The organism is Streptomyces sp. CCM_MD2014, assembly GCF_000772045.1.
GTDB lineage: Bacteria > Actinomycetota > Actinomycetes > Streptomycetales > Streptomycetaceae > Streptomyces > Streptomyces salinarius.
In genome coordinates, this window is sequence record NZ_CP009754.1 from 3,720,990 (window position 1) to 3,745,423 (window position 24,434).

Consider the following 24,434-nt stretch of genomic DNA (forward strand, 5'->3'; position numbering starts at 1 on the left):
ACCGGAGACTCCCCGGGCGAGTCCCTATATCCAGTCCTCCGGCTCGTGGTCGGGCCAGTCGTCCGCACCGTCGTACGCACGGGAGCCGGTGCCCGATCCGTCCGCCGGGGCCGGCTCGTGCGCCGGGGCGGGCGTGGGCGCCGGGGCGGAGTCCGGTCCCTCCAGCCCGGCCAGCACGCCGACCACGCCTTCCCCGTACGTCGCCAGCTTCTTCTCACCCACCCCGCTGATGCCGCCGAGCTGCGCCACCGAGGTGGGCCAGACGGTGGCGATCTCCCGGAGGGTGGCGTCGTGGAAGATGACGTACGCCGGGACGCCCTGCTCGCGGGCCTGTTCCGCACGCCAGGCACGCAGCGCCTCGAAGGCGGGGACCAGCTCCGCGGGCAGCTCGGCCGCGGCCGCCTTCGCCTTGCGCTCCCCTCGTCCGCCACCCGCCGACCTGGCCGCGGCGGGCTTCTTCGGCTCCTTGCGCAGCGGCACCTCCCGCTCCCGCCGCAGGACCTCGCCGCTGGCCTCGGTCAGCACGAGCGTGCCGTACTCCCCCTCGACCGCGAGCAGGCCCTGGGCCAGCAGCTGCCGGGCGACGCCCCGCCACTCGCCCTCGGTCAGCTCCTCGCCGATGCCGAACACGGAGAGCTGGTCGTGGTCGAACTGGATCACCTTGGCGGTGCGCTTGCCCAGCAGGATGTCGATGATCTGCCCGGCGCCGAACTTCTGCCCGCGCTCGCGCTTCAGCCGCACCACCGTCGACAGCACCTTCTGCGCCGCCACCGTGCCGTCCCAGGTCTCGGGCGGGGTCAGGCAGGTGTCGCAGTTGCCGCAGCCGGCCCCGTCCGGCTCCTGTCCGAAGTAGGCGAGGAGCTGGCCGCGACGGCAGCGGGCGGTCTCGCACAGGGCGAGCATGGCGTCCAGGTGGGACTGGGCGCGGCGGCGGAAGACCTCGTCGCCCTCGCCGGACTGGATCAGCTTGCGCTGCTGTATGACGTCGTTGAGGCCGTACGCCATCCATGCCGTGGAGGGCAGGCCGTCCCGCCCCGCGCGGCCGGTCTCCTGGTAGTAGCCCTCGACCGACTTGGGCAGGTCCAGGTGGGCGACGAACCGCACGTCCGGCTTGTCGATGCCCATGCCGAAGGCGATGGTCGCCACGACCACCAGGCCCTCCTCGCGCAGGAACCTCGACTGGTGCGCGGCGCGGGTCCCCGCGTCCAGGCCCGCGTGGTACGGCACCGCCTCGACCCCGTTGCGCGAGAGGAACTCGGCGGTCTTCTCGACCGAGTTGCGCGAGAGGCAGTACACGATGCCGGCGTCCCCGGGGTGCTCCTGCCGCAGGAAGCTCAGGAGCTGCTTCTTGGGGTCGGACTTCGGCACGATCCGGTACTGGATGTTGGGCCGGTCGAAGCTGGCCACGAAGTGGCGCGCCGCCGGCATGTCCAGCCGCTCGGTGATCTCGCGGTGGGTGGCGTCGGTGGCCGTCGCCGTGAGCGCGAGGCGGGGCACGTCCGGCCAGCGCTCGCCGAGCAGGGACAGGGCGAGGTAGTCGGGCCGGAAGTCGTGGCCCCACTGCGACACGCAGTGCGCCTCGTCGATGGCGAAGAGGGAGATCTTGCCGCGGGAGAGCAGGTCGAGGGTGCTGTCCAGGCGCAGCCGCTCGGGCGCCAGGTACAGCAGGTCCAGCTCGCCGGCGAGGAACTCGGCCTCGGTCACGCGCCGCTCGTCGAAGTCCTGCGTGGAGTTCATGAACCCGGCCCGCACGCCGAGCGCCCGCAGCGCGTCGACCTGGTCCTGCATCAGCGCGATCAGCGGCGAGACCACTATGCCGGTGCCGGGCCTGACCAGGGACGGGATCTGGTAGCACAAGGACTTTCCGCCACCGGTCGGCATGAGCACGACGGCGTCACCGCCGGCGATCACGTGCTCGACGATCGCCTCCTGCTCGCCGCGGAAGGCGTCGTACCCGAAGACCCGGTGCAGGGTGGCCAGCGCCTCGCTGTCCCCGTCCCTCACCGGCTCCGTCCCTGTCATCTCGCCGATCACGCCCGTCCCGCCCATCGTCTCGTCCCCCGTACGTACTGCCTCGCCCGTCCGGTCCGTCTGGTCCGTCCTGCCCCGACCACTGCCTCCACGATAGGGGTCCGCGCCGACAGCCCCGGAGTTGTCCACAGGCTGCCCGGCGCAGCCTTCGTCAAGGTGAGTCCGCGGACTCTTTTCCACTCACGCGCTGTGAGCTTCTTCGAATGGCAGCTCCAGTCCCTCGCACCGGCGGAGTTCGAGGTCATCCGCGAGTTCACCATCGACATCGACCGGCAGAACCGGCGCGAGCCGGACGTGATCGTCGTGCGGGGCGACGTGGTGGACGACCCGGAGCAGACCCGCTACCCCGCCGAGGCCGTCACTCTGGCCGTCGAGGTCGTCTCCCCCGAATCGGTGTCCCGCGACCGCGAGACCAAGTTCCTGAAGCACGCCCGGGCGGGCATCGCCCACTACTGGCGGGTGGAGAACGAGAAGGGCCTCGCCGTCGTCCACGCCTTCGAGCTGGAGCCCACGACCGGCGCCTACACCAGCGTCGGCATCTTCCGCGAACGCATGAAGACGAGCGCGCCCTTCCCTGTGGATCTGGACCTGACCGCCATCAAGCCGCGCCGCGCCGGCGAGTGGTCCGGCACACACGGTTGTGGTCCGGCGCCCCTGTGAACGGGGCGCCGGACCACAGCCGTGAAACCACGAAGCCGCGAGCGCGGCGTCAGCGCACGAACACCCCCGCCTGGCCCGCCAGGTCCAGGAAGTACTGCGGCGCCACACCGAGCACCACCGTGACCGCCACGCCCACGGCGATCGCCGTCATCGTCAGCGGGGACGGCACCGCGACCGTCGGGCCCTCCGGGCGCGGCTCGCTGAAGAACATGAGCACGATCACCCGGATGTAGAAGAACGCCGCGATCGCCGAGGAGATCACACCGATCACGACCAGCGGGGCGGCGCCGCCCTCCGCCGCCGCCTTGAACACGGCGAACTTCCCCGAGAACCCGGAGGTCAGCGGGATACCGGCGAAGGCCAGCAGGAACACCGCGAACACCGCCGCCACCAGCGGCGACCTGCGGCCGAGCCCCGCCCACTTCGACAGGTGCGTCGCCTCGCCGCCCGCGTCGCGCACCAGCGTGACGACCGCGAAGGCGCCGATCGTGACGAAGGAGTACGCGGCCAGGTAGAAGAGGACGGACGAGATGCCCTCCGGCGTGGTCGCGATGACACCGGCGAGGATGAAGCCCGCGTGCGCGATCGACGAGTACGCCAGCAGCCGCTTGATGTCGGTCTGCGTGATCGCGACGATCGCACCGGCCAGCATCGTGACGATCGCCACGCCCCACATCACCGGCCGCCAGTCCCAGCGCAGGCCGGGCAGGACGACGTAGAGGATGCGGAGCAGGGCGCCGAAGGCGGCCACCTTGGTCGCCGCCGCCATGAAACCGGTCACCGGCGTCGGCGCACCCTGGTACACGTCCGGCGTCCACATGTGGAACGGCACGGCGCCCACCTTGAACAGCAGGCCCATGACGATGAGCGCGGAGCCGACGAGCAGCAGCGCGTCGTTGCCCATGGTGTTCGCGAGCGCCGGGGTGACGTTCTGGACGGTGCCGTCGACGACCTGGGCGATCGTGCCGTACGACATCGAGCCCGCGTAGCCGTAGAGGAGCGCGATGCCGAACAGGGTGAACGCGGAGGCGAAGGCACCGAGCAGGAAGTACTTGACCGCGGCCTCCTGCGACATGAGCCGCTTGCGGCGGGCCAGCGCGCACAGCAGGTACAGCGGGAGGGAGAAGACCTCCAGTGCCACGAAGAGCGTCAGCAGGTCGTTGGCCGCCGGGAAGACCAGCATGCCGACGACGGCGAAGAGCAGGAGCGGGAAGACCTCCGTGGTGGTGAAGCCCGCCTTGACCGCCTTCTGCTCGCTCTCGCTGCCCGGTACGGCGGCCGCCTGCGCGGCGAAGGAGTCGACGCGGTTGCCGTGCTGCTCCGGGTCGAGGCGCCGCTCGGCGAAGGTGAACAGGCCGACCAGGCTCGTCAGCAGGATGGTGCCCTGAAGGAACAGGGCGGGTCCGTCGACGGCCACGGCGCCCATCGCCGTGATGCCGGCCTTGGTCGTGCCGTACCCGCGCGCCGCGAGCGCGACGACCGCCGCGAACGCCGCGATCAGGGCGACGGCCGACACGAACATCTGGGCGTAGTACCGGGACCTGCGCGGCACGAAGGCCTCGACCAGGATTCCGACGATCGCCGCGCCGATGACGATGAGGACGGGCGACAGCTGCCCGTACTCGATCTTCGGCGCGTCGATCTTGGCGATCGGGTCGGCCGCCGTCGCCGCCGTTGTCCACAGGCTGTGGACGGCTGTTGCGCTCACTTGGCCGCCTCCACCTCAGGCTGGGGGTCCGTCTTGTGTACGTCGGACATGGTCTGCTCCACCGCGGGGTTGACGATGTCCGTCACGGGCTTCGGGAAGACGCCCAGGAAGATCAGCAGCGCCACCAGCGGTGCCACGACCACCAGCTCGCGCACCCGGAGGTCGGGCATGCCGTTCACCTCGGCCTTCACCGGGCCCGTCATCGTCCGCTGGTAGAGGACGAGGGTGTAGAGGGCGGCGAGGACGATGCCGAGGGTGGCGATGATGCCGATCACGGGGTAGCGCGTGAACGTGCCGACCAGGACGAGGAACTCACTGACGAAGGGCGCGAGGCCCGGCAGGGAGAGGGTCGCCAGGCCGCCGATCAGGAAGGTCCCGGCCAGGATCGGGGCGACCTTCTGCACACCGCCGAAGTCGGCGATGAGCCGCGAGCCGCGCCGCGAGATCAGGAATCCGGCGATCAGCATCAGCACCGCGGTCGAGATGCCGTGGTTGACCATGTACAGCGTGGCACCGGACTGGCCCTGGCTGGTCATCGCGAAGATGCCCATGATGATGAAGCCGAAGTGCGAGATCGACGCGTAGGCGATCAGCCGCTTGATGTCGCGCTGGCCGACCGCGAGCAGCGCGCCGTAGATGATGCTGATGACCGCCAGGACCAGGATGACCGGGGTCGCCCACTTGCTGGCCTCCGGGAAGAGCTGGAGGCAGAAGCGGAGCATCGCGAAGGTGCCGACCTTGTCGACGACCGCCGTGATGAGCACGGCGACCGGCGCCGTCGACTCCCCCATGGCGTTGGGCAGCCAGGTGTGCAGCGGGAACAGCGGCGCCTTCACCGCGAAGGCGAAGAAGAAGCCGAGGAAGAGCCAGCGTTCCGTGCTGGTCGCCATGTCCAGCGAACCGTTGGCCCGCGCCTCGGCGATCTCCGTGAGGGAGAAGTTCCCGGCGACCACGTAGAGGCCGATCACCGCGGCCAGCATGATCAGACCGCCGGCCAGGTTGTAGAGGAGGAACTTCACCGCGGCGTACGACCGCTGGGTCGCCGCCGTCTTCTCGCCGTGCTCGTGTGCCCGGTCCCCGAAGCCGCCGATCAGGAAGTACAGCGGGATCAGCATGGCTTCGAAGAAGATGTAGAAGAGGAAGACGTCGGTGGCCTCGAACGAGATGATCACCATCGCCTCGACGGCCAGGATCAGGGCGAAGAAGCCCTGAGTCGGCCGCCACCGGCTGCTGCCGGTCTCCAGCGGGTCGGCGTCGTGCCAGCCAGCGAGGATGATGAACGGGATCAGCAGGGCGGTCAGCGCGATCAGCGCCACCGCGATGCCGTCCACGCCCAGTTCGTACCGGACGCCGAAGTCGGCGATCCAGGCGTGGGACTCGGTGAGCTGGTAGCGGTCGCCGTCGGGGTCGAAGCGGACCAGCACCGTGATCGCCAGCGCGAGCGTGGCCAGCGAGACCAGCAGCGCCAGCCACTTGGCCGCGGTGCGTCGCGCGGCCGGCACGGCTGCCGTGGCGATCGCCCCGACGGCCGGGAGGGCCGCCGTGACTGTCAGCAGGGGAAAGGACATCGGTATCAGACCGCCCTCATCAGCAGGGTCGCGGCGACCAGGAGTGCCGCACCGCCGAACATCGAGACCGCGTACGAGCGCGCGAAGCCGTTCTGCAGCTTGCGCATCCGCCCGGACAGGCCGCCGAACGAGGCCGCCGTGCCGTTGACGACTCCGTCGACCAGGGTGTGGTCGACGTAGACCAGGGAGCGCGTGAGGTGCTCGCCGCCGCGGACCAGGACGACGTGGTTGAAGTCGTCCTGGAGCAGGTCGCGCCGGGCGGCCCGGGTGAGCAGCGATCCGCGCGGGGCGACGGCCGGGACCGGACGGCGCCCGTACTGCGCCCAGGCGAGGGCGACGCCGACGACCATGCAGGCCACCGTCGCCCCGGTGACCGTGCCGGCGCTGATCGGCGCGTCGCCGTGGCTGTGCCCGGTGATGGGCTCCAGCCAGTGCAGGAAGCGGTCGCCGATGCTGAAGAAGGCACCGCCCGCGACGGACCCGACGGCCAGCACGATCATCGGGATCGTCATCAGCCCCGGCGACTCGTGCGGGTGCGGCGGCTCGTACGCGCCGCGGGTCTCGGCGGCGGGCTCCACGTCGGGCTTGGCCGGCGACGGGGTCGGGGCGTTGCGCCAGCGCTCCTCGCCGAAGAACGTCATCAGCATCACGCGCGTCATGTAGTACGCGGTGATGGCCGCGCCCAGCAGGGCGCAGGCGCCGAGGATCCAGCCCTCGGTGCCGCCCTTGGCGAACGCCGCCTCGATGATCTTGTCCTTGGAGAAGAAGCCGGACAGGCCCGGGAAGCCGATGATGGCGAGGTAGCCGAGGCCGAAGGTGACGAAGGTGACCGGCATGTACTTGCGCAGTCCGCCGTAGCGGCGCATGTCGACCTCGTCGTTCATGCCGTGCATGACGGAGCCGGCGCCGAGGAACAGCCCGGCCTTGAAGAAGCCGTGCGTCACCAGGTGCATGATCGCGAAGACGTAGCCGATGGGGCCGAGGCCCGCGGCCAGCACCATGTAGCCGATCTGCGACATGGTCGAACCCGCCAGCGCCTTCTTGATGTCGTCCTTGGCGCAACCGACGATCGCACCGAAGAGCAGCGTGACCGCGCCGACGATGGTGACCACCAACTGCGCGTCGGGCGCGCCGTTGAAGATGGCGCCGGACCGGACGATCAGGTACACGCCCGCCGTCACCATGGTCGCGGCGTGGATGAGGGCGGAGACCGGGGTCGGGCCCTCCATCGCGTCACCGAGCCAGGACTGCAGCGGCACCTGGGCGGACTTGCCGCACGCGGCGAGCAGCAGCATCAGCGCGATCGCGGTGAGCTTGCCCTCGTCCGCCCCGGCCGCGAGTCCGGCTTCCCCGTGGCCGCCGAGCACCGGCCCGAAGGCGAAGGTGCCGAACCACAGGAACATCAGCATGATGCCGATGGACAGGCCCATGTCGCCGACGCGGTTGACCAGGAAGGCCTTCTTCGCGGCCGTGGCGGCGCTGGGCTTGTGCTGCCAGAAGCCGATCAGCAGGTAGGAGGCGAGACCGACGCCCTCCCAGCCGACGTACAGCAGCAGGTAGTTGTCGGCGAGGACCAGGATCAGCATCGCCGCGAGGAACAGGTTCAGGTAGCCGAAGAAGCGGCGGCGGCGCTCGTCGTGCTCCATGTACGCGACGGAGTACATGTGGATGAGCGAGCCGACGCCGGTGATCAGCAGGACGAACGTCATCGACAGCTGGTCGAGCCGGAAGGCGACGTCGGCCTGGAAGCCCTCCACCGGGATCCAGCTGAACAGGTGCTGTGTCAGGGTGCGGTCCTCGGCGCCGTTGCCGAGCAGGTCGGCGAAGAGCACGAGGCCGATCACGAAGGACACGGCGGCCAGCAGCGTGCCGATCCAGTGGCCGACACGGTCCAGCCGGCGTCCGCCGCACAGCAGGACGGCCGCTCCGAGCAGGGGCGCCGCCACCAGCAGCGCAATCAGGTTCTCCACTTCAGCCCCTCACAGCTTCATCAGGCTGGCGTCGTCGACCGAGGCCGAGTGGCGGGAACGGAACAGGGACACGATGATCGCGAGCCCGACCACGACCTCCGCGGCGGCGACGACCATCGTGAAGAAGGCGATGATCTGGCCGTCCAGGTTTCCGTGCATCCGGGAGAACGCGACGAACGCGAGGTTGCAGGCGTTGAGCATCAGCTCGATGCACATGAAGACCACGATCGCGTTGCGCCGGACCAGCACGCCGGTGGCGCCGATCGTGAACAGCAGGGCCGCGAGATAGAGATAGTTGACGGGGTTCACTTCGACGCCTCCTCGGACCGCTTGGAGTCGGGCCGCGTGTCGGGCCGTCCGGAGCCCGCCGGGCCGACGGCCTTGCGTTCCAGCCGTTCCTCGGCCCGCTGCTCCAGTGCCTTCAGGTCGTTCAGCGCCTCCATCGACACGTCGCGGATCTGGCCGCGCTCCCGCAGCGTCTTGCTGACGGTCAGCTCGGAGGGAGTGCCGTCGGGCAGCAGGCCCGCGATGTCGACCGCGTTGTGCCGGGCGTACACGCCGGGGGCGGGCAGCGGCGGCAGGTACTTGCCGTCGCGGACCCGCTGCTCGGACAGCTCGCGCTGGGTGCGTGCGCGCTCGGTGCGTTCGCGGTGGGTGAGCACCATGGCCCCGACGGCGGCCGTGATGAGCAGCGCGCCGGTGATCTCGAAGGCGAAGACGTACTTGGTGAAGATGAGGGACGCGATGCCCTCCACGTTGCCGTTCGCGTTGGCCTGGGCGAGGCCGGTGAACTCGGTGACGGAGGCGTTGCCGATGCCCGCGATCAGCAGGATGCCGAAGCCGAGCCCGGACAGCAGGGCGAGCCAGCGCTGCCCCTTGATGGTCTCCTTCAGGGAGTCCGCCGCCGTGACGCCGACGAGCATCACCACGAACAGGAACAGCATCATGATGGCGCCGGTGTAGACGACGATCTGCACGATGCCGAGGAAGTAGGCGCCGTTGGCGAGGTAGAACACCGCCAGGACGATCATGGTCCCGGCGAGGCACAGCGCGCTGTGCACGGCCTTCTTCATGAAGACGGTGCACAGGGCGCCAATCACCGCGACGGTGCCGAGGATCCAGAACTGGACGGCCTCTCCGGTGGACGTCGCGTAAGCGGCGAGCTGCGCGCTCATCGGCGGATCACCTCCTCCGACGCCGGCTCGGTCCCGCCGAAGGTCGAGTCGCCCTCCTGGACCACCTCGCCCTTGGAGTGGGCGACCTGCTGGACCGTGCCGGGAGCGGCCTCCGTGACCAGGCCCCGGTAGTAGTCCTGTTCGTCGGTGCCCGGGTAGATGGCGTGGGGCGAGTCGACCATGCCCTCCTCCAGACCGGCGAGCAGCTGGTCCTTGGTGAAGATGAGGTTGGCGCGACTGGAGTCGGCCAGCTCGAACTCGTTGGTCATCGTCAGCGCGCGCGTGGGGCACGCCTCGATGCACAGGCCGCACAGGATGCAGCGGGCGTAGTTGATCTGGTAGACGCGGCCGTACCGCTCGCCCGGCGAGTAGCGCTCCTCGTCGGTGTTGTCCGCGCCCTCCACGTAGATGGCGTCGGCGGGGCAGGCCCATGCGCACAGCTCGCAGCCGACGCACTTCTCCAGGCCGTCCGGATGGCGGTTGAGCTGGTGCCGTCCGTGGAAGCGCGGAGCGGTGGTCTTCTTCTGCTCCGGGTACTGCTCGGTCAGCCGCTTCTTGAACATGGCCTTGAAGGTCACGCCGAAGCCGGCCACCGGGTTCAGGAAACCGGGGTCGGTTCCCTTGTGTTCACCGTGTTCCGCGTTGTCCCGGTGTTGCGCGTTCTCTTCGTGTCCCTTGCGTTCCTCAGCCATCGGACGCCTCCTTTCCATCCGTAGATCCGCCCACGGGTCCGTCACTGTGAGTATCGGGCCCGCCACTGACAATCAGCTCCCGCTCCCGGCGGGGACGGCGCCTGGGCACCGGCGGCACCTGCTGTCCGGGCATCGGCGGCACGGGGAATCCGCCGGCCATCGGGTCGAACGCGGTCTCGTCCTCGGCCGGTTGCTCGGCCTTCGCGCCCTTGTCGCGGTACATGTCCGCGAGGAAGGACAACAGCAGCAGGACCAGGACGCCGCCGCCGATGTAGAGGGCGATGTCGCTGAAGCCGTAGTTCTCGTTCCTGAGGGCCCGCACGGTCGCGACGAGCATCAGCCAGACCAGGGAGACCGGGATGAGGACCTTCCAGCCGAGCTTCATCAACTGGTCGTAGCGGACCCGGGGAAGGGTGCCGCGCAGCCAGATGAAGAAGAACAGCAGCAACTGGACCTTGACCACGAACCAGAGCAGCGGCCACCAGCCGTGGTTGGCACCCTCCCAGAAGGTGCTGATCGGCCAGGGAGCCCGCCAGCCGCCGAGGAACAGCGTGGTGGCGACCGCGGAGACCGTCACCATGTTCACGTACTCGGCGAGCATGAACATCGCGAACTTGATCGACGAGTACTCGGTGTTGAAGCCGCCCACCAGGTCGCCCTCGGACTCGGGCATGTCGAAGGGGGCGCGGTTGGTCTCGCCGACCATCGTGACGATGTAGAGGATGAAGGAGACCGGCAGCAGCACGATGTACCAGCGGTCGCTCTGCTGGGCGACGATCTCCGAGGTGGACATGGACCCGGAGTAGAGGAACACCGAGGCGAACGCGGCGCCCATCGCGATCTCGTAGGAGATCATCTGCGCGCAGGAACGCAGTCCGCCGAGCAGCGGGTAGGTCGAGCCGGAGCTCCAGCCGGCGAGCACGATGCCGTAGATGCCGACCGAGGCGACCGCCAGGATGAACAGCATGGCGATCGGCAGGTCGGTGAGCTGCATGGCGGTGCGGTGGCCGAAGATCGAGATCTCGTTGCCGGCCGGTCCGAAGGGGATCACCGCGATCGCCATGAAGGCGGGGATGGCGGCGACGATCGGCGCGAGGACGTAGACCGCCTTGTCGGCGCGCTTGACGACGACGTCTTCCTTGAGCATCAGCTTGATGCCGTCGGCGAGCGACTGGAGCATGCCCCAGGGGCCGTGCCGGTTCGGGCCGATGCGCAGCTGCATCCAGGCGACGACCTTGCGCTCCCACACGATGGAGAACAGCACGGTCACCATCAGGAAGGCGAAGCAGAACACCGCCTTGACGACCACCAGCCACCAGGGGTCGGTGCCGAACATCGACAGGTCTTCAGCGGCGAGGTACGGGCTCATGCCTCCACCTCCTTGCGGGCGGCGCCCTCGGGCGTCGCCGGACCGATGCGGACGAGGGTTCCGGGCAGCGCACCGGCGTCGGAGGCGACGCCGGTGCCGGCCGAGTTCAGCGGGAGCCAGACCACCCGGTCGGGCATCTCGGTGATCTGCAGCGGGAACGAGACGGCTCCGGCGGGACCGGTCACGGCGAGGACGTCGCCGTCCTTGACGCCCGCCTCGGCGGCCGTGGCGGCCGACACGCGCGCGCGTGCGGCGTGCCGGGTGCCGGCGAGTGCCTCGTCTCCCTGCTGCAACAGCCCCTGGTCGAGGAGCAGCCGGTGCCCGGCCAGTACGGCCTCTCCGGCGGCCGGCCGCGGCAGCGCGCCCGCGGTCTGCAGCGGCTCACCGGCCCGCGGCCCGTCCCAGGCACCGAGCCGGTCGATCTCCGCGCGCGTGGTGCGCAGATCCGGCAGACCCAGGTGTACGTCCATGGCGTCGGCCAGCATCTGCAGGACGCGGGCGTCGGTGGGAGCGAGCCGGCGGGTCATCTGGTCGGGCTTGAGCGCGGCCTCGAAGAAGCGCACCCTGCCCTCCCAGTTGAGGAAGGTACCGGGCTTCTCGGCGACCGCGGCGACGGGCAGGACGACGTCGGCGCGTTCGGTGACCTCGCTGGGCCGCAGCTCCAGCGACACCACGAACCCGGCCTCGTCGAGTGCCGCACGCGCGCGCGTGGGGTCGGGCAGGTCGGCGACCTCCACGCCCGCCACCAGCAGGGCCTGGAGTTCGCCCCGGGCCGCGGCCTCGACGATCTCGCCGGTGTCGCGGCCGTAGCGGTGCGGGAGGTCGGCCAGGCCCCACAGGGCGGCGACCTCCTCACGCGCGCGCGGGTCGGTCGCCGGGCGTCCGCCGGGCAGCAGCGACGGCAGCGCGCCCGCCTCGATCGCGCCCCGCTCACCGGCCCGGCGCGGGATCCACACCAGCCGGGCGCCGGTCGCGGCGGCGGTCCGTACGGCGGAGGTGAGGCCGCCGGCCACGGACGCCAGCCGTTCGCCGACGACGATCACGGCGCCCTCGGCGCGCAGGGCCTCGGCCGCCTGTGCGCCGCCCTCCTCCAGGCCGACACCGCTCGCGAGGGCGTCCAGCCACTCGGTCTCGGTGCCGGGCGCGGCGGGGAGCAGGGTGCCGCCCGCCTTCTCCAGTCCCCGCGTGGCGTGGGTGGCCAGCGAGAAGACCTTCTGGCCGTGCTTGCGCCAGGCCTTGCGCAGCCGCAGGAAGACGCCGGGCGCCTCCTCCTCGGCCTCGAAGCCGACCAGCAGGACGGCGGGCGCCTTCTCCAGCGACGTGTAGGTGACCCCCGCGCCGTCGAGGTCACGGCCGCGCCCGGCGACGTAGGAGGCCAGGAAGTCGGCCTCCTCGGTGCTGTGCACGCGCGCGCGGAAGTCGATGTCGTTGGTGTCGAGCGCCACGCGCGCGAACTTGCTGTACGCGTAGGCGTCCTCGACGGTGAGCCGCCCGCCGGTCAGGACGCCGGTGCGGCCCCTGGAGGCGAGCAGTCCCTGCGCGGCGATCTGCAGCGCCTCCGGCCAGGAGGCCGGCTCCAGCTCGCCCTCGGCGTTGCGCACCAGGGGCGTGGTGAGCCGGTCCCGCTGCTGCGCGTACCGGAAGCCGAAGCGGCCCTTGTCGCAGATCCACTCCTCGTTGACCTCGGGCTCGTTGGCCGCGAGGCGCCGCATGACCTTGCCGCGCCGGTGGTCGGTGCGGGTCGCGCAGCCGCCGGAGCAGTGCTCGCACACGGACGGCGAGGAGATCAGGTCGAAGGGGCGGGAGCGGAACCGGTAGGCCGCCGAGGTGAGTGCGCCGACCGGGCAGATCTGGATGGTGTTGCCGGAGAAGTACGACTCGAAGGGGTCGCCCTCGCCGGTGCCGACCTGCTGGAGCGCGCCCCGCTCGATCAGCTCGATCATCGGGTCGCCCGCGACCTGGTTGGAGAACCGGGTGCAGCGGGCGCACAGCACGCAGCGCTCGCGGTCGAGCAGGACCTGCGTGGAGATCGGCACGGGCTTCTCGTAGGTCCGCTTCTTGCCGTCGAAGCGCGAGTCGGCCTGGCCGTGCGACATGGCCTGGTTCTGCAGCGGGCACTCACCGCCCTTGTCGCAGACCGGGCAGTCCAGCGGGTGGTTGATGAGCAGCAGCTCCATCACACCGTGCTGGGCCTTCTCCGCGACGGGCGAGGTGAGCTGCGTCTTCACCACCATGCCGTCGGTGCAGGTGATGGTGCAGGACGCCATGGGCTTGCGCTGGCCCTCGACCTCGACGATGCACTGGCGGCAGGCGCCGGCCGGGTCGAGGAGGGGATGGTCGCAGAACCGGGGGATCTCGATGCCGAGCTGCTCGGCGGCCCGGATGACCAGGGTGCCCTTGGGCACGCTGATCTCGGCGCCGTCGATGGTCAGCGTGACGAGGTCCTCCGGCGGGACCGCCGCCTCTCCCCCTCCCGAGGGAGCATTGGTGGTCACTGTCATGCCTTCACCTCCGTGCGGTCGGCCCAGGCCGTCGACTTGGCCGGGTCGAAGGGGCAGCCGCGGCCCGTGATGTGCTGCTCGTACTCCTCGCGGAAGTACTTGAGCGAGGAGAAGATCGGCGAGGCGGCACCGTCGCCGAGGGCGCAGAAGGACTTGCCGTTGATGTTGTCGGCGATGTCGTTCAGCTTGTCGAGGTCGGACATCTGTCCCTTGCCGGCCTCGATGTCGCGCAGCAGCTGGACCAGCCAGTACGTGCCTTCGCGGCAGGGCGTGCACTTGCCGCAGGACTCGTGGGCGTAGAACTCGGTCCAGCGGGTGACGGCCCGCACGACGCAGGTCGTCTCGTCGAAGCACTGGAGCGCCTTGGTGCCGAGCATGGATCCGGCGGCGCCCACTCCTTCGTAGTCGAGGGGGACGTCGAGGTGCTCGTCGGTGAACATCGGCGTCGAGGAGCCGCCGGGCGTCCAGAACTTCAGGCGGTGGCCGGGCCGCATGCCGCCGCTCATGTCGAGGAGCTGGCGCAGCGTGATGCCGAGCGGGGCCTCGTACTGACCGGGGCCCGCGACGTGGCCGCTGAGCGAGTAGAGCGTGAAGCCCGGGGACTTCTCGCTGCCCATCGACCTGAACCAGTCCTTGCCCTTGTTCAGGATCGCGGGAACCGAAGCGATCGATTCGACGTTGTTCACCACAGTCGGGCACGCGTAGAGGCCCGCGACGGCAGGGAAGGGGGGACGGAGCCGCGGTTGACCCCGGCGGCCTTCGAGCGAGTCGAGCAGTGCGGTCTCCTCACCGCAGATGTACGCGCCCGCGCCCGCGTGCACGGTGAGTTCGAGATCGAGTCCGCTGCCCAGGATGTTCTCGCCGAGGAAGCCGGCCGCGTAGGCCTCGCGCACGGCCTCGTGCAACCGCCGCAGCACTGGGACGACTTCACCACGCAGGTAGATGAAGGCATGCGAAGACCTGATGGCGTAACACGCGATGACGATGCCCTCGATGAGGCTGTGCGGGTTCGCGAAGAGGAGCGGGATGTCCTTGCAGGTCCCCGGCTCCGATTCGTCGGCGTTGACAACTAGATAGTGAGGCTTGCCGTCCCCCTGAGGAATGAACTGCCACTTCATCCCCGTCGGGAACCCGGCACCGCCGCGTCCGCGCAGACCGGACTCCTTGACGTAGGCGATCAGGTCGTCCGGCGCCATGGCCAGCGCCTTGCGGAGCCCCTCGTACCCCTCGTGCCTCCGGTAGACGTCGAGAGTCCACGACTCGTCCTCGTCCCAGAAGGCCGACAGCACGGGTGCGAGCAGCTTCTCCGGGCTGCTGCCCCTGATCTCGGCTGCCACGGTCATCACTCCCCCTCCTCGGCGGTAGGCCCTGCCGGGTGGGAAGGGTCGGATGCCGATGTGTCCTGCGGCGCGTCGTGCGAGCTGAGGTGTTCCGTGGGGGACGGGTCGTGTACGTCCCGGGGCGCGTCGTGCGGTCCGCCGTCCCGCGGGTGCACCACGCGCGCCGCGGAGGCCTCGCCCTTGGCGAGCTTGAGTCCGGCCAGGGAGGCGGGACCCGCGCTGCCGCCGGCCGCGACGGCGCCGTCCCGCTCGTCGGGGAAGCCCGCCAGGATCCGGGCGGTCTCCTTGAAGGTGCACAGCGGCGCACCGCGCGTGGGCGTCACCGGCCGTCCCGCGCGCAGGTCGTCGACCAGGCCGCGGGCGCTTTCCGGCGTCTGGTTGTCGAAGAACTCCCAGTTGACCATCACGACCGGGGCGAAGTCGCAGGCCGCGTTGCACTCGATGTGCTCCAGGGTGACCTTGCCGTCCTCGGTCGTCCCGCCGTTGCCGACGCCCAGGTGCTCCTGGAGGGACTCGAAGATGGCGTCGCCGCCCATCACCGCGCACAGCGTGTTGGTGCACACGCCGACCTGGTAGTCGCCGCTCGGCCGACGCCGGTACATGGTGTAGAAGGTGGCGACCGCGGTGACCTCGGCGGTGGTGAGGTCCAGCATGTCCGCGCAGAACTGCATCCCGGTGCGCGTGACGTGTCCCTCCTCCGACTGCACGAGGTGCAGCAGCGGCAGGAGGGCGGACCGGGAGTCCGGGTAGCGGGCGATGACCTCGCGCGCGTCGGCCTCCAGCCGGGCCCGGACGTCGTCCGGGTAGGCGGGCGCGGGCAGTTCCGGCATGCCCAGGCTGACGCCCCGCTCGGAAGAAGAGGTGGTCACCGGTCGACGCCTCCCATCACGGGGTCGATGGACGCCACGGCCACGATGACGTCGGCGACCTGGCCGCCCTCGCACATCGCGGCCATGGCCTGCAGGTTGGTGAAGGACGGGTCGCGGAAGTGGACCCGGAAGGGGCGGGTGCCGCCGTCGGAGACGACGTGCACCCCGAGCTCGCCCTTGGGCGACTCGACCGCCGTGTACGCCTGTCCCGGCGGCACCCGGAAGCCCTCGGTGACCAGCTTGAAGTGGTGGATCAGGGCCTCCATGGAGGTGCCCATGATCTTCTTGATGTGGTCGAGGGAGTTGCCCAGTCCGTCCGGTCCCAGGGCGAGCTGGGCGGGCCAGGCGATCTTCTTGTCGGCGACCATGACCGGGCCGGGCTGGAGCCGGTCCAGGCACTGCTCGACGATCCTGAGCGACTGGCGCATCTCCTCCAGCCGGATCAGGAAGCGGCCGTAGGAGTCGCAGGTGTCGGCGGTCGGGACGTCGAAGTCGTACGTCTCGTAGCCGCAGTACGGCTGGGTCTTGCGCAGGTCGTGCGGGAGGCCGGTGGACCTAAGGACGGGGCCGGTGGCGCCGAGGGCCATGCAGCCGGCGAGGTCGAGGTAGCCGACGTCCTGCATGCGGGCCTTGAAGATGGGGTTCCCGGTGGCGAGCTTGTCGTACTCCGGGAGGTTCTTCTTCATCTTCTTCACGAACTCGCGGATCTGGTCCACCGCGCCCGGCGGCAGGTCCTGGGCGAGTCCGCCCGGGCGGATGTACGCGTGGTTCATCCTCAGGCCGGTGATCAGCTCGTAGATGTCGAGAATGAGTTCACGATCACGGAAGCCGTAGATCATGATCGTGGTGGCGCCCAGCTCCATGCCGCCGGTGGCGATGGCCACCAGGTGGGAGGAGAGCCGGTTCAGCTCCATGAGCATGACCCGGATGATCGAGGCCCGGTCCGGGATCTGGTCCTCGATGCCGAGGAGTTTCTCGACGCCCAGGCAGTACGCCGCCTCGTTGAAGAACGGCGTCAGGTAGTCCATGCGCGTCACGAACGTGGTGCCCTGCGTCCAGGTCCGGTACTCGAGGTTCTTCTCGATGCCGGTGTGCAGGTAGCCGATGCCGCAGCGGGCCTCGGTGACCGTCTCGCCGTCGATCTCCAGGATGAGGCGGAGCACGCCGTGGGTGGACGGGTGCTGCGGGCCCATGTTGACGACGATGCGCTCGTCGTCGGCACGGGCCGCGGACTGGACCACCTCGTCCCAGTCGCCGCCGGTGACCGTGTAGACGGTGCCTTCGGTCGTCTCCCTCGGGGAGGCGTGGGAAGTGCTCACGAGTACGACCTCCGCTGGTCCGGAGCCGGGATCTGGGCGCCCTTGTACTCGACGGGGATGCCGCCGAGGGGATAGTCCTTGCGCTGCGGAAAGCCCTGCCAGTCGTCCGGCATCATGATCCGCGTCAGGGCCGGGTGACCGTCGAAGACGATGCCGAAGAAGTCGTACGTCTCTCGCTCGTGCCAGTCGTTCGTCGGGTACACCGCGAAGAGCGACGGGATGTGCGGGTCGGCGTCGGGCGCGCTGACTTCGAGGCGGATCAGCCGGTTGTGGGTGATCGAGCGCAGGTGGTAGACGGCGTGCAGCTCGCGGCCCTTGTCGTGCGGGTAGTGGACACCGCTGACGCCGGTGCACAGCTCGAAGCGCAGGGCCGGGTCGTCGCGCAGGGTGCGGGCGACGCGGACCAGGTGCTCGCGCTCGATGTGGAAGGTCAGCTCGCCGCGGTCGACGACCGTCTTCTCGATGGCGTTGTCGGGCAGGAGCCCCTGCTCCTCCAGCGCGCCCTCGAGTTCGTCGGCGACCTCGTCGAACCACCCCCCGTAGGGCCGGGTCGCCGGTCCGGGGAGCCGGACGGAGCGGACCAGGCCGCCGTAGCCGGAGGTGTCGCCGCCGTTGTTGGCGCCGAACATGCCGCGCTGGACGCGGATCTCCTCGCCGCCCTGGCCGCGCTGGCCCGGGAGGTTCTCGGCGGACAGTTCCTTCTCGGGATTGACGTCGCCCGCGTCACCCGCGGTGCTGTTCGCGTCGCTCACCGCAGCAGCCCCTTCATCTCGATCGTGGGCAGGGCCTTGAGCGCCGCCTCCTCCGCCTCGCGGGCCGCTTCCTCCGCGTTCACCCCGAGCTTGGAGCCCTGGATCTTCTGGTGGAGCTTGAGGATGGCGTCCATCAGCATCTCGGGCCGCGGCGGGCAGCCGGGGAGGTAGATGTCGACCGGGACGACGTGGTCGACGCCCTGGACGATGGCGTAGTTGTTGAACATGCCGCCGGAGGAGGCGCAGACCCCCATGGAGATGACCCACTTCGGGTTCGGCATCTGGTCGTAGACCTGCCGCAGCACCGGCGCCATCTTCTGGCTGACCCGGCCCGCGACGATCATCAGGTCCGCCTGCCGCGGCGAGCCGCGGAAGACCTCCATGCCGAAGCGCGCCAGGTCGTAGCGGCCGGCACCGGTGGTCATCATCTCGATGGCGCAGCAGGCGAGGCCGAACGTGGCCGGGAAGACGGACGACTTGCGCACCCAGCCCGCGGCCTGCTCGACGGTGGTCAGCAGGAAGCCGCTCGGCAGTTTTTCTTCGAGTCCCATGTCAAAGGCCCCTCAGTCCCATTCCAGGCCGCCGCGCCGCCATACGTACGCGTACGCGACGAAGACGGTGAGCACGAAGAGCAGCATCTCCACGAGCCCGAAAATCCCCAGGGCGTCGAACGTGACGGCCCAGGGGTAGAGGAAGACGATCTCGATATCGAAGATGATGAAGAGCATCGCCGTCAGGTAGTACTTGATGGGGAAGCGCCCGCCGCCGGCCGGCGTGGGGGTCGGCTCGATGCCGCACTCGTAGGCCTCGAGCTTCGCCCGGTTGTACCGCTTCGGACCGATCAGCGTGGCCATCACCACGGAGAAGATCGCAAAGCCTGCCCCGAGGGCTCCCAGTACGAGGATGGGCGCATACGCGTTCACCGCTCCTCGCTCCTCTCAGTCGGCACTGACTGCTGGCGGTTGCACTGGACTCACAGCCGCCCCAACAGCCCCGCGAGCCACGCCCGTCCCGACGAAGATCGCGAACATGTGAAGCAGGTCACAAGCCCAACTGCCTCGCATCCTATGCCCGACACTCTGTGATCTGCGACACGGGGTATTGCACAAGCTTTGTGATCTCCACCACCTGACGAACGATCATGAAGTCGGATGAGCAGTGATCTTCACACAAGAAGCGTTCACCTGATCACCAGAGGTGACAATTTCGCTCGTCACCGCTGGCCAGAGGGGCCGAGCAAGGGGCGTCTCAATATCAAGATGGTTCCCTTGCATGCAAATTGGCGCTGGGCGCCGACCCTTGATAGAGGAGGCGTTCACACGTCAGAGGGAGGGCCGGGGGGCGATGTGGACACGTGCACGCGTTCACGAGCGCGCGACCGTTCGCAGGCGGCGGGCCGGGGGCGACCTCGCACGCGACGGACGCGTGCGCCGGGGTAACCGTTCCGTGACCTGTGCCACATTCATGAGAGGCGTCTGAGAACCGGGCTTGGCCAAGTGTCCCAACAAGTGGTAAGCGCGGGGCAATTCGGGCGTAACGATCAAAGACCGTGATCACAGGCCGGTTACGGCCCGTCCGCAATGTCCGTTACGGCGTCAATAAAGAGCGACACGCCCGGGATTCGGTGGCCCGATTGAACAACTGTGGCGCAGCACACGTTTCTTGAAGGTATGGAGGAGCTACTGATACCGGTTGTCCCTATGTCCCACACCGCTCACATACGCAGCCACCGGAAGCCCCGCCGCAGCGCGTCGACGATCGCGATGCGGACCGGAGTTGCCGGTGGCGTCCTCAGCACCCTGGCAGTGGCCGGTGCGTCGGGGGCGGCCCACGCGGCCGAACCGGTGACGCAGACCCTCGAACTGCCCACCCTGACGGCCGACCTGGCCGCTCAGGTCGCCCAGTCCGCGGACGTCACGCAGCAGGCGGCCGCGAGCTACCAGCTGCAGGCCGAGCGTGACGCGGCGGCCGCCAAGGCCGCCAAGCAGGCCAAGGCGGACCTCGCCGAGGCCAAGAAGAAGGCCGCCGAGGCCAAGAAGAAGGCCGAGGAGGCCGCGCGCAAGGAGGCCGCCGAGCGCGCCTCGCGTGCCGCCGAGCGCACCACCCTGAGCGCCTCCGCGGACACGGGCTCCTCCTCCACCGGCACGGGCAGCAGCACCAGCACCAGCACCTCCACGGCCACCGGTTCGGCCGCCGCCGTCGTCTCCTTCGTGCAGGCGCAGGTCGGCAAGGCGTACGTCTCCGGCGCCACCGGCCCGTCCGCCTACGACTGCTCCGGCCTGGTGCAGGCCGCCTTCAAGCAGGTCGGCATCAGCCTGCCCCGCGTCTCCCAGGCGCAGTCGACGGCCGGCACCCAGGTCGGCCTGGACAACCTCCAGCCGGGCGACATCCTCTACTGGGGCGGCGCGGGCAGCGCCTACCACGTGGGCGTCTACGTCGGCGGCGGCATGTTCGTCGGCGCGCAGAACTCCTCCACCGGTGTCGTCGAGAGGCCGCTGTCCTACGACCCGCCGAGCGGCGCGGTGCGCGTGCTGTAACCCGCACCCACCCGTACACACGCGTACACGCGAAGGGCCGCAGCCGCTCGGGGGCTGCGGCCCTTCGCGGGCTCCTGGCATGCTCGGGCGCGGGCCGGTCGCCTCCGGCCCGTCCACGAGCCAAGGAGAGAACGTCATGCCGAGTGTGTTCGTACAGGGGCGGCCCACCGCCTCCTACCCCCCGTTCGCGCCCGAGGCCCGGCGCGGATCGGTGCGGCGCGTCACGGAGGTCGGTGAGGGGGTGCTGCACCGGCCGTGCCGCGACGTCACGGAGTTCGGGCCGGACCTCGCCGCGCTCATCGACGACATGTTCCGCACGATGTACGTCGCGGAGGGGGCCGGGCTGGCGGCCAATCAGGTCGGGGTCGACTTGCGCCTGTTCGTCTACGACTGCCCGGACGACGACGGTGTCCGACATGTCGGGCACATCGTCAACCCGGTGCTGGAACCCCTCGACCCGGCCGCGCGCCGGCTGCTGGACGAGGGCGAGGGGTGCCTGTCGGTGCCGGGCGCCGTCATGGCCGTACCGCGGCCCGACCGGGCCGTCGTACGGGGTCTGGACAAGGACGGCGCACCGCTCGTCGTCGAGGGCACCGGCTACTTCGCGCGCTGCCTCGCCCACGAGACCGACCACGTGAACGGGCAGGTCTACCTGGACCGGCTCTCCGGCCGGGAACGGAAGGCGGCCCTGCGGCAGTCGGCGGACCGGCGCGAGGAGGTCTTCGCGCGCCGGACCGCCAACGCGGCGGCCTTCACCGCCTCGGCCTGAGCAGCCCCCACGGCCCGGCCGGCGGCCGGGCCGTGAGCTCGGACCGCGGATTCAGACCGTGGGTTCAGTCATGCCTTCGGCGCGACCTTGCTCAGTCCGTTGATGATGCGGTCCATCGCGTCGCCGCCCGTCGGGTCCGTCAGGTTGGCGAGCATCTTCAGGGTGAACTTCATCAGGACCGGGTGGGTGAGGCCGCGCTGGGTCGCGATCTGCATGACCTTCGGGTTGCCGATGAGCTTCACGAAGGCCCGGCCCAGCGTGTAGTAGCCGCCGTAGGTGTCCTTCAGGACGCGCGGGTAGCGCCGGAGGGCGATTTCCCGCTGGGCCGGTGTGGCCCGTGCGTGGGCCTGGACGATGACGTCGGCGGCGATCTGGCCGGACTCCATGGCGTAGGCGATGCCCTCGCCGTTGAAGGGGTTCACCAGGCCGCCGGCGTCGCCGACCAGCAGCAGGCCCTTGGTGTAGTGCGGCTGGCGGTTGAAGGCCATGGGCAGGGCGGCGCCGCGGATCGGGCCGGTCATGTTGTCCGGCGTGTAGCCCCAGTCCTCCGGCATGGACGCGCACCAGGCCTTGAGGATCTCGCGCCAGTCCAGCTCCTTGAAGGCGGCGGAGGTGTTGAGGACGCCGAGCCCGACGTTCGAGGTGCCGTCGCCCATGCCGAAGATCCAGCCGTACCCCGGCAGCAGACGGTCCTGCGGGCCGCGCCGGTCCCACAGCTCCAGCCAGGACTCGAGATAGTCGTCGTCGTGGCGGGGCGAGGTGAAGTACGTGCGCACGGCGACACCCATGGGCCGGTCCTCGCGGCGGTGCAGGCCCATCGCCAGGGAAAGCCGCGTGGAGTTGCCGTCGGCGGCCACGACCAGCGGGGCGTGGAAGGTGACCTCGCGCTTGTCCTCGCCCAGCTTGGCCTTCACGCCGGTGATGCGGCCGGTGCGGTCGTCGACGATCGGCGCTCCGACGTTGCAGCGCTCGTACAGCCGGGCGCCCGCCTTCTCGGCCTGCCGGGCGAGCTGCTCGTCGAAGTCGTCGCGCTTGCGGACGAGTCCGTAGTCGGGGAAGGAGGCCAGATCCGGCCAGTCAAGCTGGAGGCGGGAGCCGCCGCCGATGATGCGCAGGCCCTTGTTGCGCAGCCAGCCGGCCTCCTCGGAGATGTCGATGCCCATGGCGACGAGCTGTTTGACCGCGCGCGGGGTGAGGCCGTCGCCGCAGACCTTCTCCCTGGGAAAGGCGGTCTTCTCCAGCAGCAGGACGTCGAGTCCCGACTTGGCCAGGTGGTACGCGGTGGTGGAGCCTGCCGGCCCCGCGCCCACGACGATGACGTCGGCGGTGTTCTCGGAGAGCGGCTCAGTCTCGACGGTCACGGCGGGATCTCCCCAAGTTCGGAATCTGCGTGCCGACCGGCACTGGTCATGGGCAGTCTATTCAGCGTCACCGATCACCCGGCTGAAGGGCTGCCCAGTGAAGCGACCTCTCCCCGCCGTACGGTTGCGCGTTCCCACCGACGAGGACGCCGTCGTCTGGCACCGGATCTTCGACGACCCCGACGTCATGGAGTTCCACGGTGGGCGGCCCGCGGAACTGTCCGTCTACGAGGAGCTGACCGCCCGTCAGCGCCGGCACGACGCCGAGTACGGCTTCTGCCTGTGGACCGTGGTGGACGAGTCCGGGCAGGTCATGGGCTTCACCGGCGCCCAGCCGTGGCCCGGGGACTGGGGCCCCAAGGGCGAGATCGAGATCGGCTGGCGGCTCGGGCGGGCACATTGGGGCAGGGGCTACGTCACGGCGGCGGCCCGGGAGACCCTCCAACGGGTTCGGGCGGCCGGGGTGGCGGAGGTGGTCGCGATGGTCGACGCGCGCAACGCCCGGTCCATCGCGGTCACGGAACGCCTGGGCATGCGGCTCGGCGAGGTCTTCACGATCCCGTCCTCCGAGCGGCGGGGGCACTGCTACCGCCTCTCCCTGCACCCGTAACCGGGCCCCCTCGTGACGCAGCGCAACCGACTGTCACGGTCAGCCACTTGACGCTTCCGGGTGGTGCCCGGCGGCGCTACTCTGCCGGGTACCGCTGGGGGTGACGTCCGTGCGCCTGGTATCCGAGAAGCCCGATGTCCGCGTCCCGCGCCTGGTCGGCCTCATGGCCGTGGACGCGTACGAGACCGCCCGCGTGCGGGGCCTGTCCCTGCACGCACCGGACCGGCCCGACCTCCGGGTCGCCGTCGTCGACCACGTCGTACGGCAGTATCCGCGGCCCGGGGCGCAGGTGCCGCGGGAGTCGACGGTGTACGTGTGGTTCGACTTCGGGGAGGGCGAGGGCGACGGGGGCATCCGCGAGCCGCGCCTGCCGCGTCCGCCGCTGGGCGGGCCGCGCCGGGAGCTGGCGGAGCCGGGGGAGGCACCGCCGTACTGCGCCGCCGCCGGCCTGCCGTGAGGCCCCCGGGGCGGGCCTCGCTCAGCTCGTCTTGAACCCGCGGTGCAGCGTCACCACGCCGCCCGTCAGGTTGCGCCAGGCCACCTTCGACCAGCCGGCCTTGCCGAGCCGCCCGGCGAGCGCCGCCTGGTCGGGCCAGGCCCGGATGGACTCGGCGAGGTAGACGTACGCGTCGGGGTTGGACGACACCGCACGGGCGACCGGCGGCAGGGCGCGCATCAGGTACTCGGTGTAGACGGTGCGGAACGGCGCCCAGGTCGGGTGCGAGAACTCGCAGATGACGACCCGGCCGCCGGGCCGCGTCACCCGGTACATCTCGCGCAGCGCGGCGTCGGTGTCCTGCACGTTGCGCAGCCCGAAGGAGATGGTGACGGCGTCGAAGACGTCGTCCTTGAACGGCAGCCGGGTCGCGTCGCCCGCGGTGAACGGCAGCCAGGAGTGCCGTTCCTTGCCGACCCGGAGCATGCCCTGGGAGAAGTCGCAGGGGACGACGTAGGCACCGGTGCGGGCGAAGGGCAGCGAGGAGGTCGCGGTGCCGGCCGCGAGGTCGAGGACCTTCTGCGCGGGGCGGGCGTCGACGGCCTGGGCGACCGCCTTGCGCCACGCCCGGTCCTGGCCGAGCGAGAGCACGGCGTTCGTCAGGTCGTACCGTTGCGCGACGTGGTCGAACATCGAGGCGACTTCGTGCGGCTGCTTGTTCAGGGAAGCGCGGGTCACGCGCCCATTGTTGCAGCACCTCCCCCGGC

Annotated in this window: 21 protein-coding genes and 1 pseudogene; 5 read left to right on the forward strand and 17 right to left on the reverse strand. The window is 70.1% G+C overall.

What is annotated here, in order from left to right:
- Positions 1-24: 24 nt before the first annotated feature.
- The gene (recQ, locus tag NI25_RS16270; protein ID WP_061443143.1) at positions 25-2,049 is read right to left on the reverse strand and encodes a DNA helicase RecQ; all 2,025 of its coding nucleotides are present in this window, start codon (positions 2,047-2,049) and stop codon (positions 25-27) included.
- A 126-nt stretch (positions 2,050-2,175) separates the two neighbouring features.
- Here recQ and NI25_RS16275 point away from each other — a divergent pair.
- A pseudogene (locus NI25_RS16275) lies at positions 2,176-2,691 on the forward strand (Uma2 family endonuclease); the annotation flags it as partial.
- A 49-nt stretch (positions 2,692-2,740) separates the two neighbouring features.
- On the opposite strand, the gene nuoN reads toward NI25_RS16275, so the two are convergent.
- From nuoN to NI25_RS16345, 14 genes are read right to left on the reverse strand one after another with little or no spacing between them, the layout of a single operon-like run.
- A complete protein-coding gene (gene nuoN, locus NI25_RS16280; protein ID WP_061443144.1) occupies positions 2,741-4,399 on the reverse strand; it encodes an NADH-quinone oxidoreductase subunit NuoN in 1,659 nt (552 codons plus the stop codon).
- The gene (locus NI25_RS16285) at positions 4,396-5,967 is read right to left on the reverse strand and encodes an NADH-quinone oxidoreductase subunit M (protein WP_061443145.1); all 1,572 of its coding nucleotides are present in this window, start codon (positions 5,965-5,967) and stop codon (positions 4,396-4,398) included. Before NI25_RS16285 ends, nuoN begins: the two co-directional genes overlap by 4 nt.
- A gap of 5 nt (positions 5,968-5,972) precedes the next feature.
- Positions 5,973-7,937 carry an NADH-quinone oxidoreductase subunit L gene (gene nuoL, locus NI25_RS16290; RefSeq protein ID WP_061443146.1) on the reverse strand — a complete coding sequence of 655 codons (1,965 nt, stop codon included), beginning with the start codon at positions 7,935-7,937 and terminating at the stop codon, positions 5,973-5,975.
- A 9-nt stretch (positions 7,938-7,946) separates the two neighbouring features.
- Entirely contained in the window at positions 7,947-8,246 is a 300-nt protein-coding gene (nuoK, locus tag NI25_RS16295; RefSeq protein WP_059299944.1) for an NADH-quinone oxidoreductase subunit NuoK, read from the reverse strand.
- A complete protein-coding gene (locus NI25_RS16300; RefSeq protein WP_061443147.1) occupies positions 8,243-9,112 on the reverse strand; it encodes an NADH-quinone oxidoreductase subunit J in 870 nt (289 codons plus the stop codon). Before NI25_RS16300 ends, nuoK begins: the two co-directional genes overlap by 4 nt.
- Positions 9,109-9,804 carry an NADH-quinone oxidoreductase subunit NuoI gene (gene nuoI, locus NI25_RS16305; protein WP_061443148.1) on the reverse strand — a complete coding sequence of 232 codons (696 nt, stop codon included), beginning with the start codon at positions 9,802-9,804 and terminating at the stop codon, positions 9,109-9,111. Before nuoI ends, NI25_RS16300 begins: the two co-directional genes overlap by 4 nt.
- Positions 9,797-11,173, reverse strand: a complete 1,377-nt coding sequence (gene nuoH, locus NI25_RS16310; protein WP_061443149.1) for an NADH-quinone oxidoreductase subunit NuoH — start codon at positions 11,171-11,173, stop codon at positions 9,797-9,799. Before nuoH ends, nuoI begins: the two co-directional genes overlap by 8 nt.
- Entirely contained in the window at positions 11,170-13,674 is a 2,505-nt protein-coding gene (locus tag NI25_RS16315) for an NADH-quinone oxidoreductase subunit G (protein ID WP_061443150.1), read from the reverse strand. Before NI25_RS16315 ends, nuoH begins: the two co-directional genes overlap by 4 nt.
- Complete coding sequence (nuoF, locus tag NI25_RS16320; protein ID WP_199560931.1) at positions 13,671-15,020, reverse strand: NADH-quinone oxidoreductase subunit NuoF; 1,350 nt, start codon at positions 15,018-15,020, stop codon at positions 13,671-13,673. The genes NI25_RS16315 and nuoF overlap by 4 nt, the downstream gene beginning before the upstream one ends.
- The gene (gene nuoE, locus NI25_RS16325; protein WP_061443152.1) at positions 15,017-15,883 is read right to left on the reverse strand and encodes an NADH-quinone oxidoreductase subunit NuoE; all 867 of its coding nucleotides are present in this window, start codon (positions 15,881-15,883) and stop codon (positions 15,017-15,019) included. The genes nuoF and nuoE overlap by 4 nt, the downstream gene beginning before the upstream one ends.
- Positions 15,880-17,202 (reverse strand): NADH-quinone oxidoreductase subunit D, encoded by a 1,323-nt coding sequence (locus NI25_RS16330; RefSeq protein ID WP_061443153.1) that lies wholly within the window; start codon positions 17,200-17,202, stop codon positions 15,880-15,882. The genes nuoE and NI25_RS16330 overlap by 4 nt, the downstream gene beginning before the upstream one ends.
- A complete protein-coding gene (locus NI25_RS16335) occupies positions 17,199-17,954 on the reverse strand; it encodes an NADH-quinone oxidoreductase subunit C (RefSeq protein WP_061443154.1) in 756 nt (251 codons plus the stop codon). The genes NI25_RS16330 and NI25_RS16335 overlap by 4 nt, the downstream gene beginning before the upstream one ends.
- Positions 17,951-18,505: a NuoB/complex I 20 kDa subunit family protein gene (locus NI25_RS16340; protein ID WP_031035164.1), complete on the reverse strand. Its 555-nt coding sequence runs from the start codon at positions 18,503-18,505 to the stop codon at positions 17,951-17,953. The genes NI25_RS16335 and NI25_RS16340 overlap by 4 nt, the downstream gene beginning before the upstream one ends.
- A gap of 12 nt (positions 18,506-18,517) precedes the next feature.
- The gene (locus NI25_RS16345; RefSeq protein WP_003974383.1) at positions 18,518-18,877 is read right to left on the reverse strand and encodes an NADH-quinone oxidoreductase subunit A; all 360 of its coding nucleotides are present in this window, start codon (positions 18,875-18,877) and stop codon (positions 18,518-18,520) included.
- Between the two features lie 777 nt (positions 18,878-19,654).
- On the opposite strand from NI25_RS16345, the gene NI25_RS16350 reads away from it, so the two are divergent.
- Positions 19,655-20,491 carry a C40 family peptidase gene (locus NI25_RS16350; protein WP_107071746.1) on the forward strand — a complete coding sequence of 279 codons (837 nt, stop codon included), beginning with the start codon at positions 19,655-19,657 and terminating at the stop codon, positions 20,489-20,491.
- Positions 20,492-20,627: 136 nt separating this feature from the next.
- Entirely contained in the window at positions 20,628-21,260 is a 633-nt protein-coding gene (gene def, locus NI25_RS16355) for a peptide deformylase (protein ID WP_061443155.1), read from the forward strand.
- A 68-nt stretch (positions 21,261-21,328) separates the two neighbouring features.
- On the opposite strand, the gene NI25_RS16360 is transcribed toward def, so the two are convergent.
- A complete protein-coding gene (locus NI25_RS16360; protein WP_061443156.1) occupies positions 21,329-22,621 on the reverse strand; it encodes a geranylgeranyl reductase family protein in 1,293 nt (430 codons plus the stop codon).
- 97 nt (positions 22,622-22,718) lie between these two features.
- Between NI25_RS16360 and NI25_RS16365 the strand changes: the two genes are divergently transcribed.
- Positions 22,719-23,231: a GNAT family N-acetyltransferase gene (locus tag NI25_RS16365; RefSeq protein WP_061443157.1), complete on the forward strand. Its 513-nt coding sequence runs from the start codon at positions 22,719-22,721 to the stop codon at positions 23,229-23,231.
- Positions 23,232-23,340: 109 nt separating this feature from the next.
- Complete coding sequence (locus tag NI25_RS16370; protein ID WP_061446945.1) at positions 23,341-23,688, forward strand: PASTA domain-containing protein; 348 nt, start codon at positions 23,341-23,343, stop codon at positions 23,686-23,688.
- Positions 23,689-23,709: 21 nt separating this feature from the next.
- On the opposite strand, the gene NI25_RS16375 is transcribed toward NI25_RS16370, so the two are convergent.
- Positions 23,710-24,405, reverse strand: coding sequence for a demethylmenaquinone methyltransferase (locus NI25_RS16375; protein ID WP_061443158.1), 696 nt, complete (start codon positions 24,403-24,405; stop codon positions 23,710-23,712).
- Between the last annotated feature and the right edge of the window lie 29 nt (positions 24,406-24,434).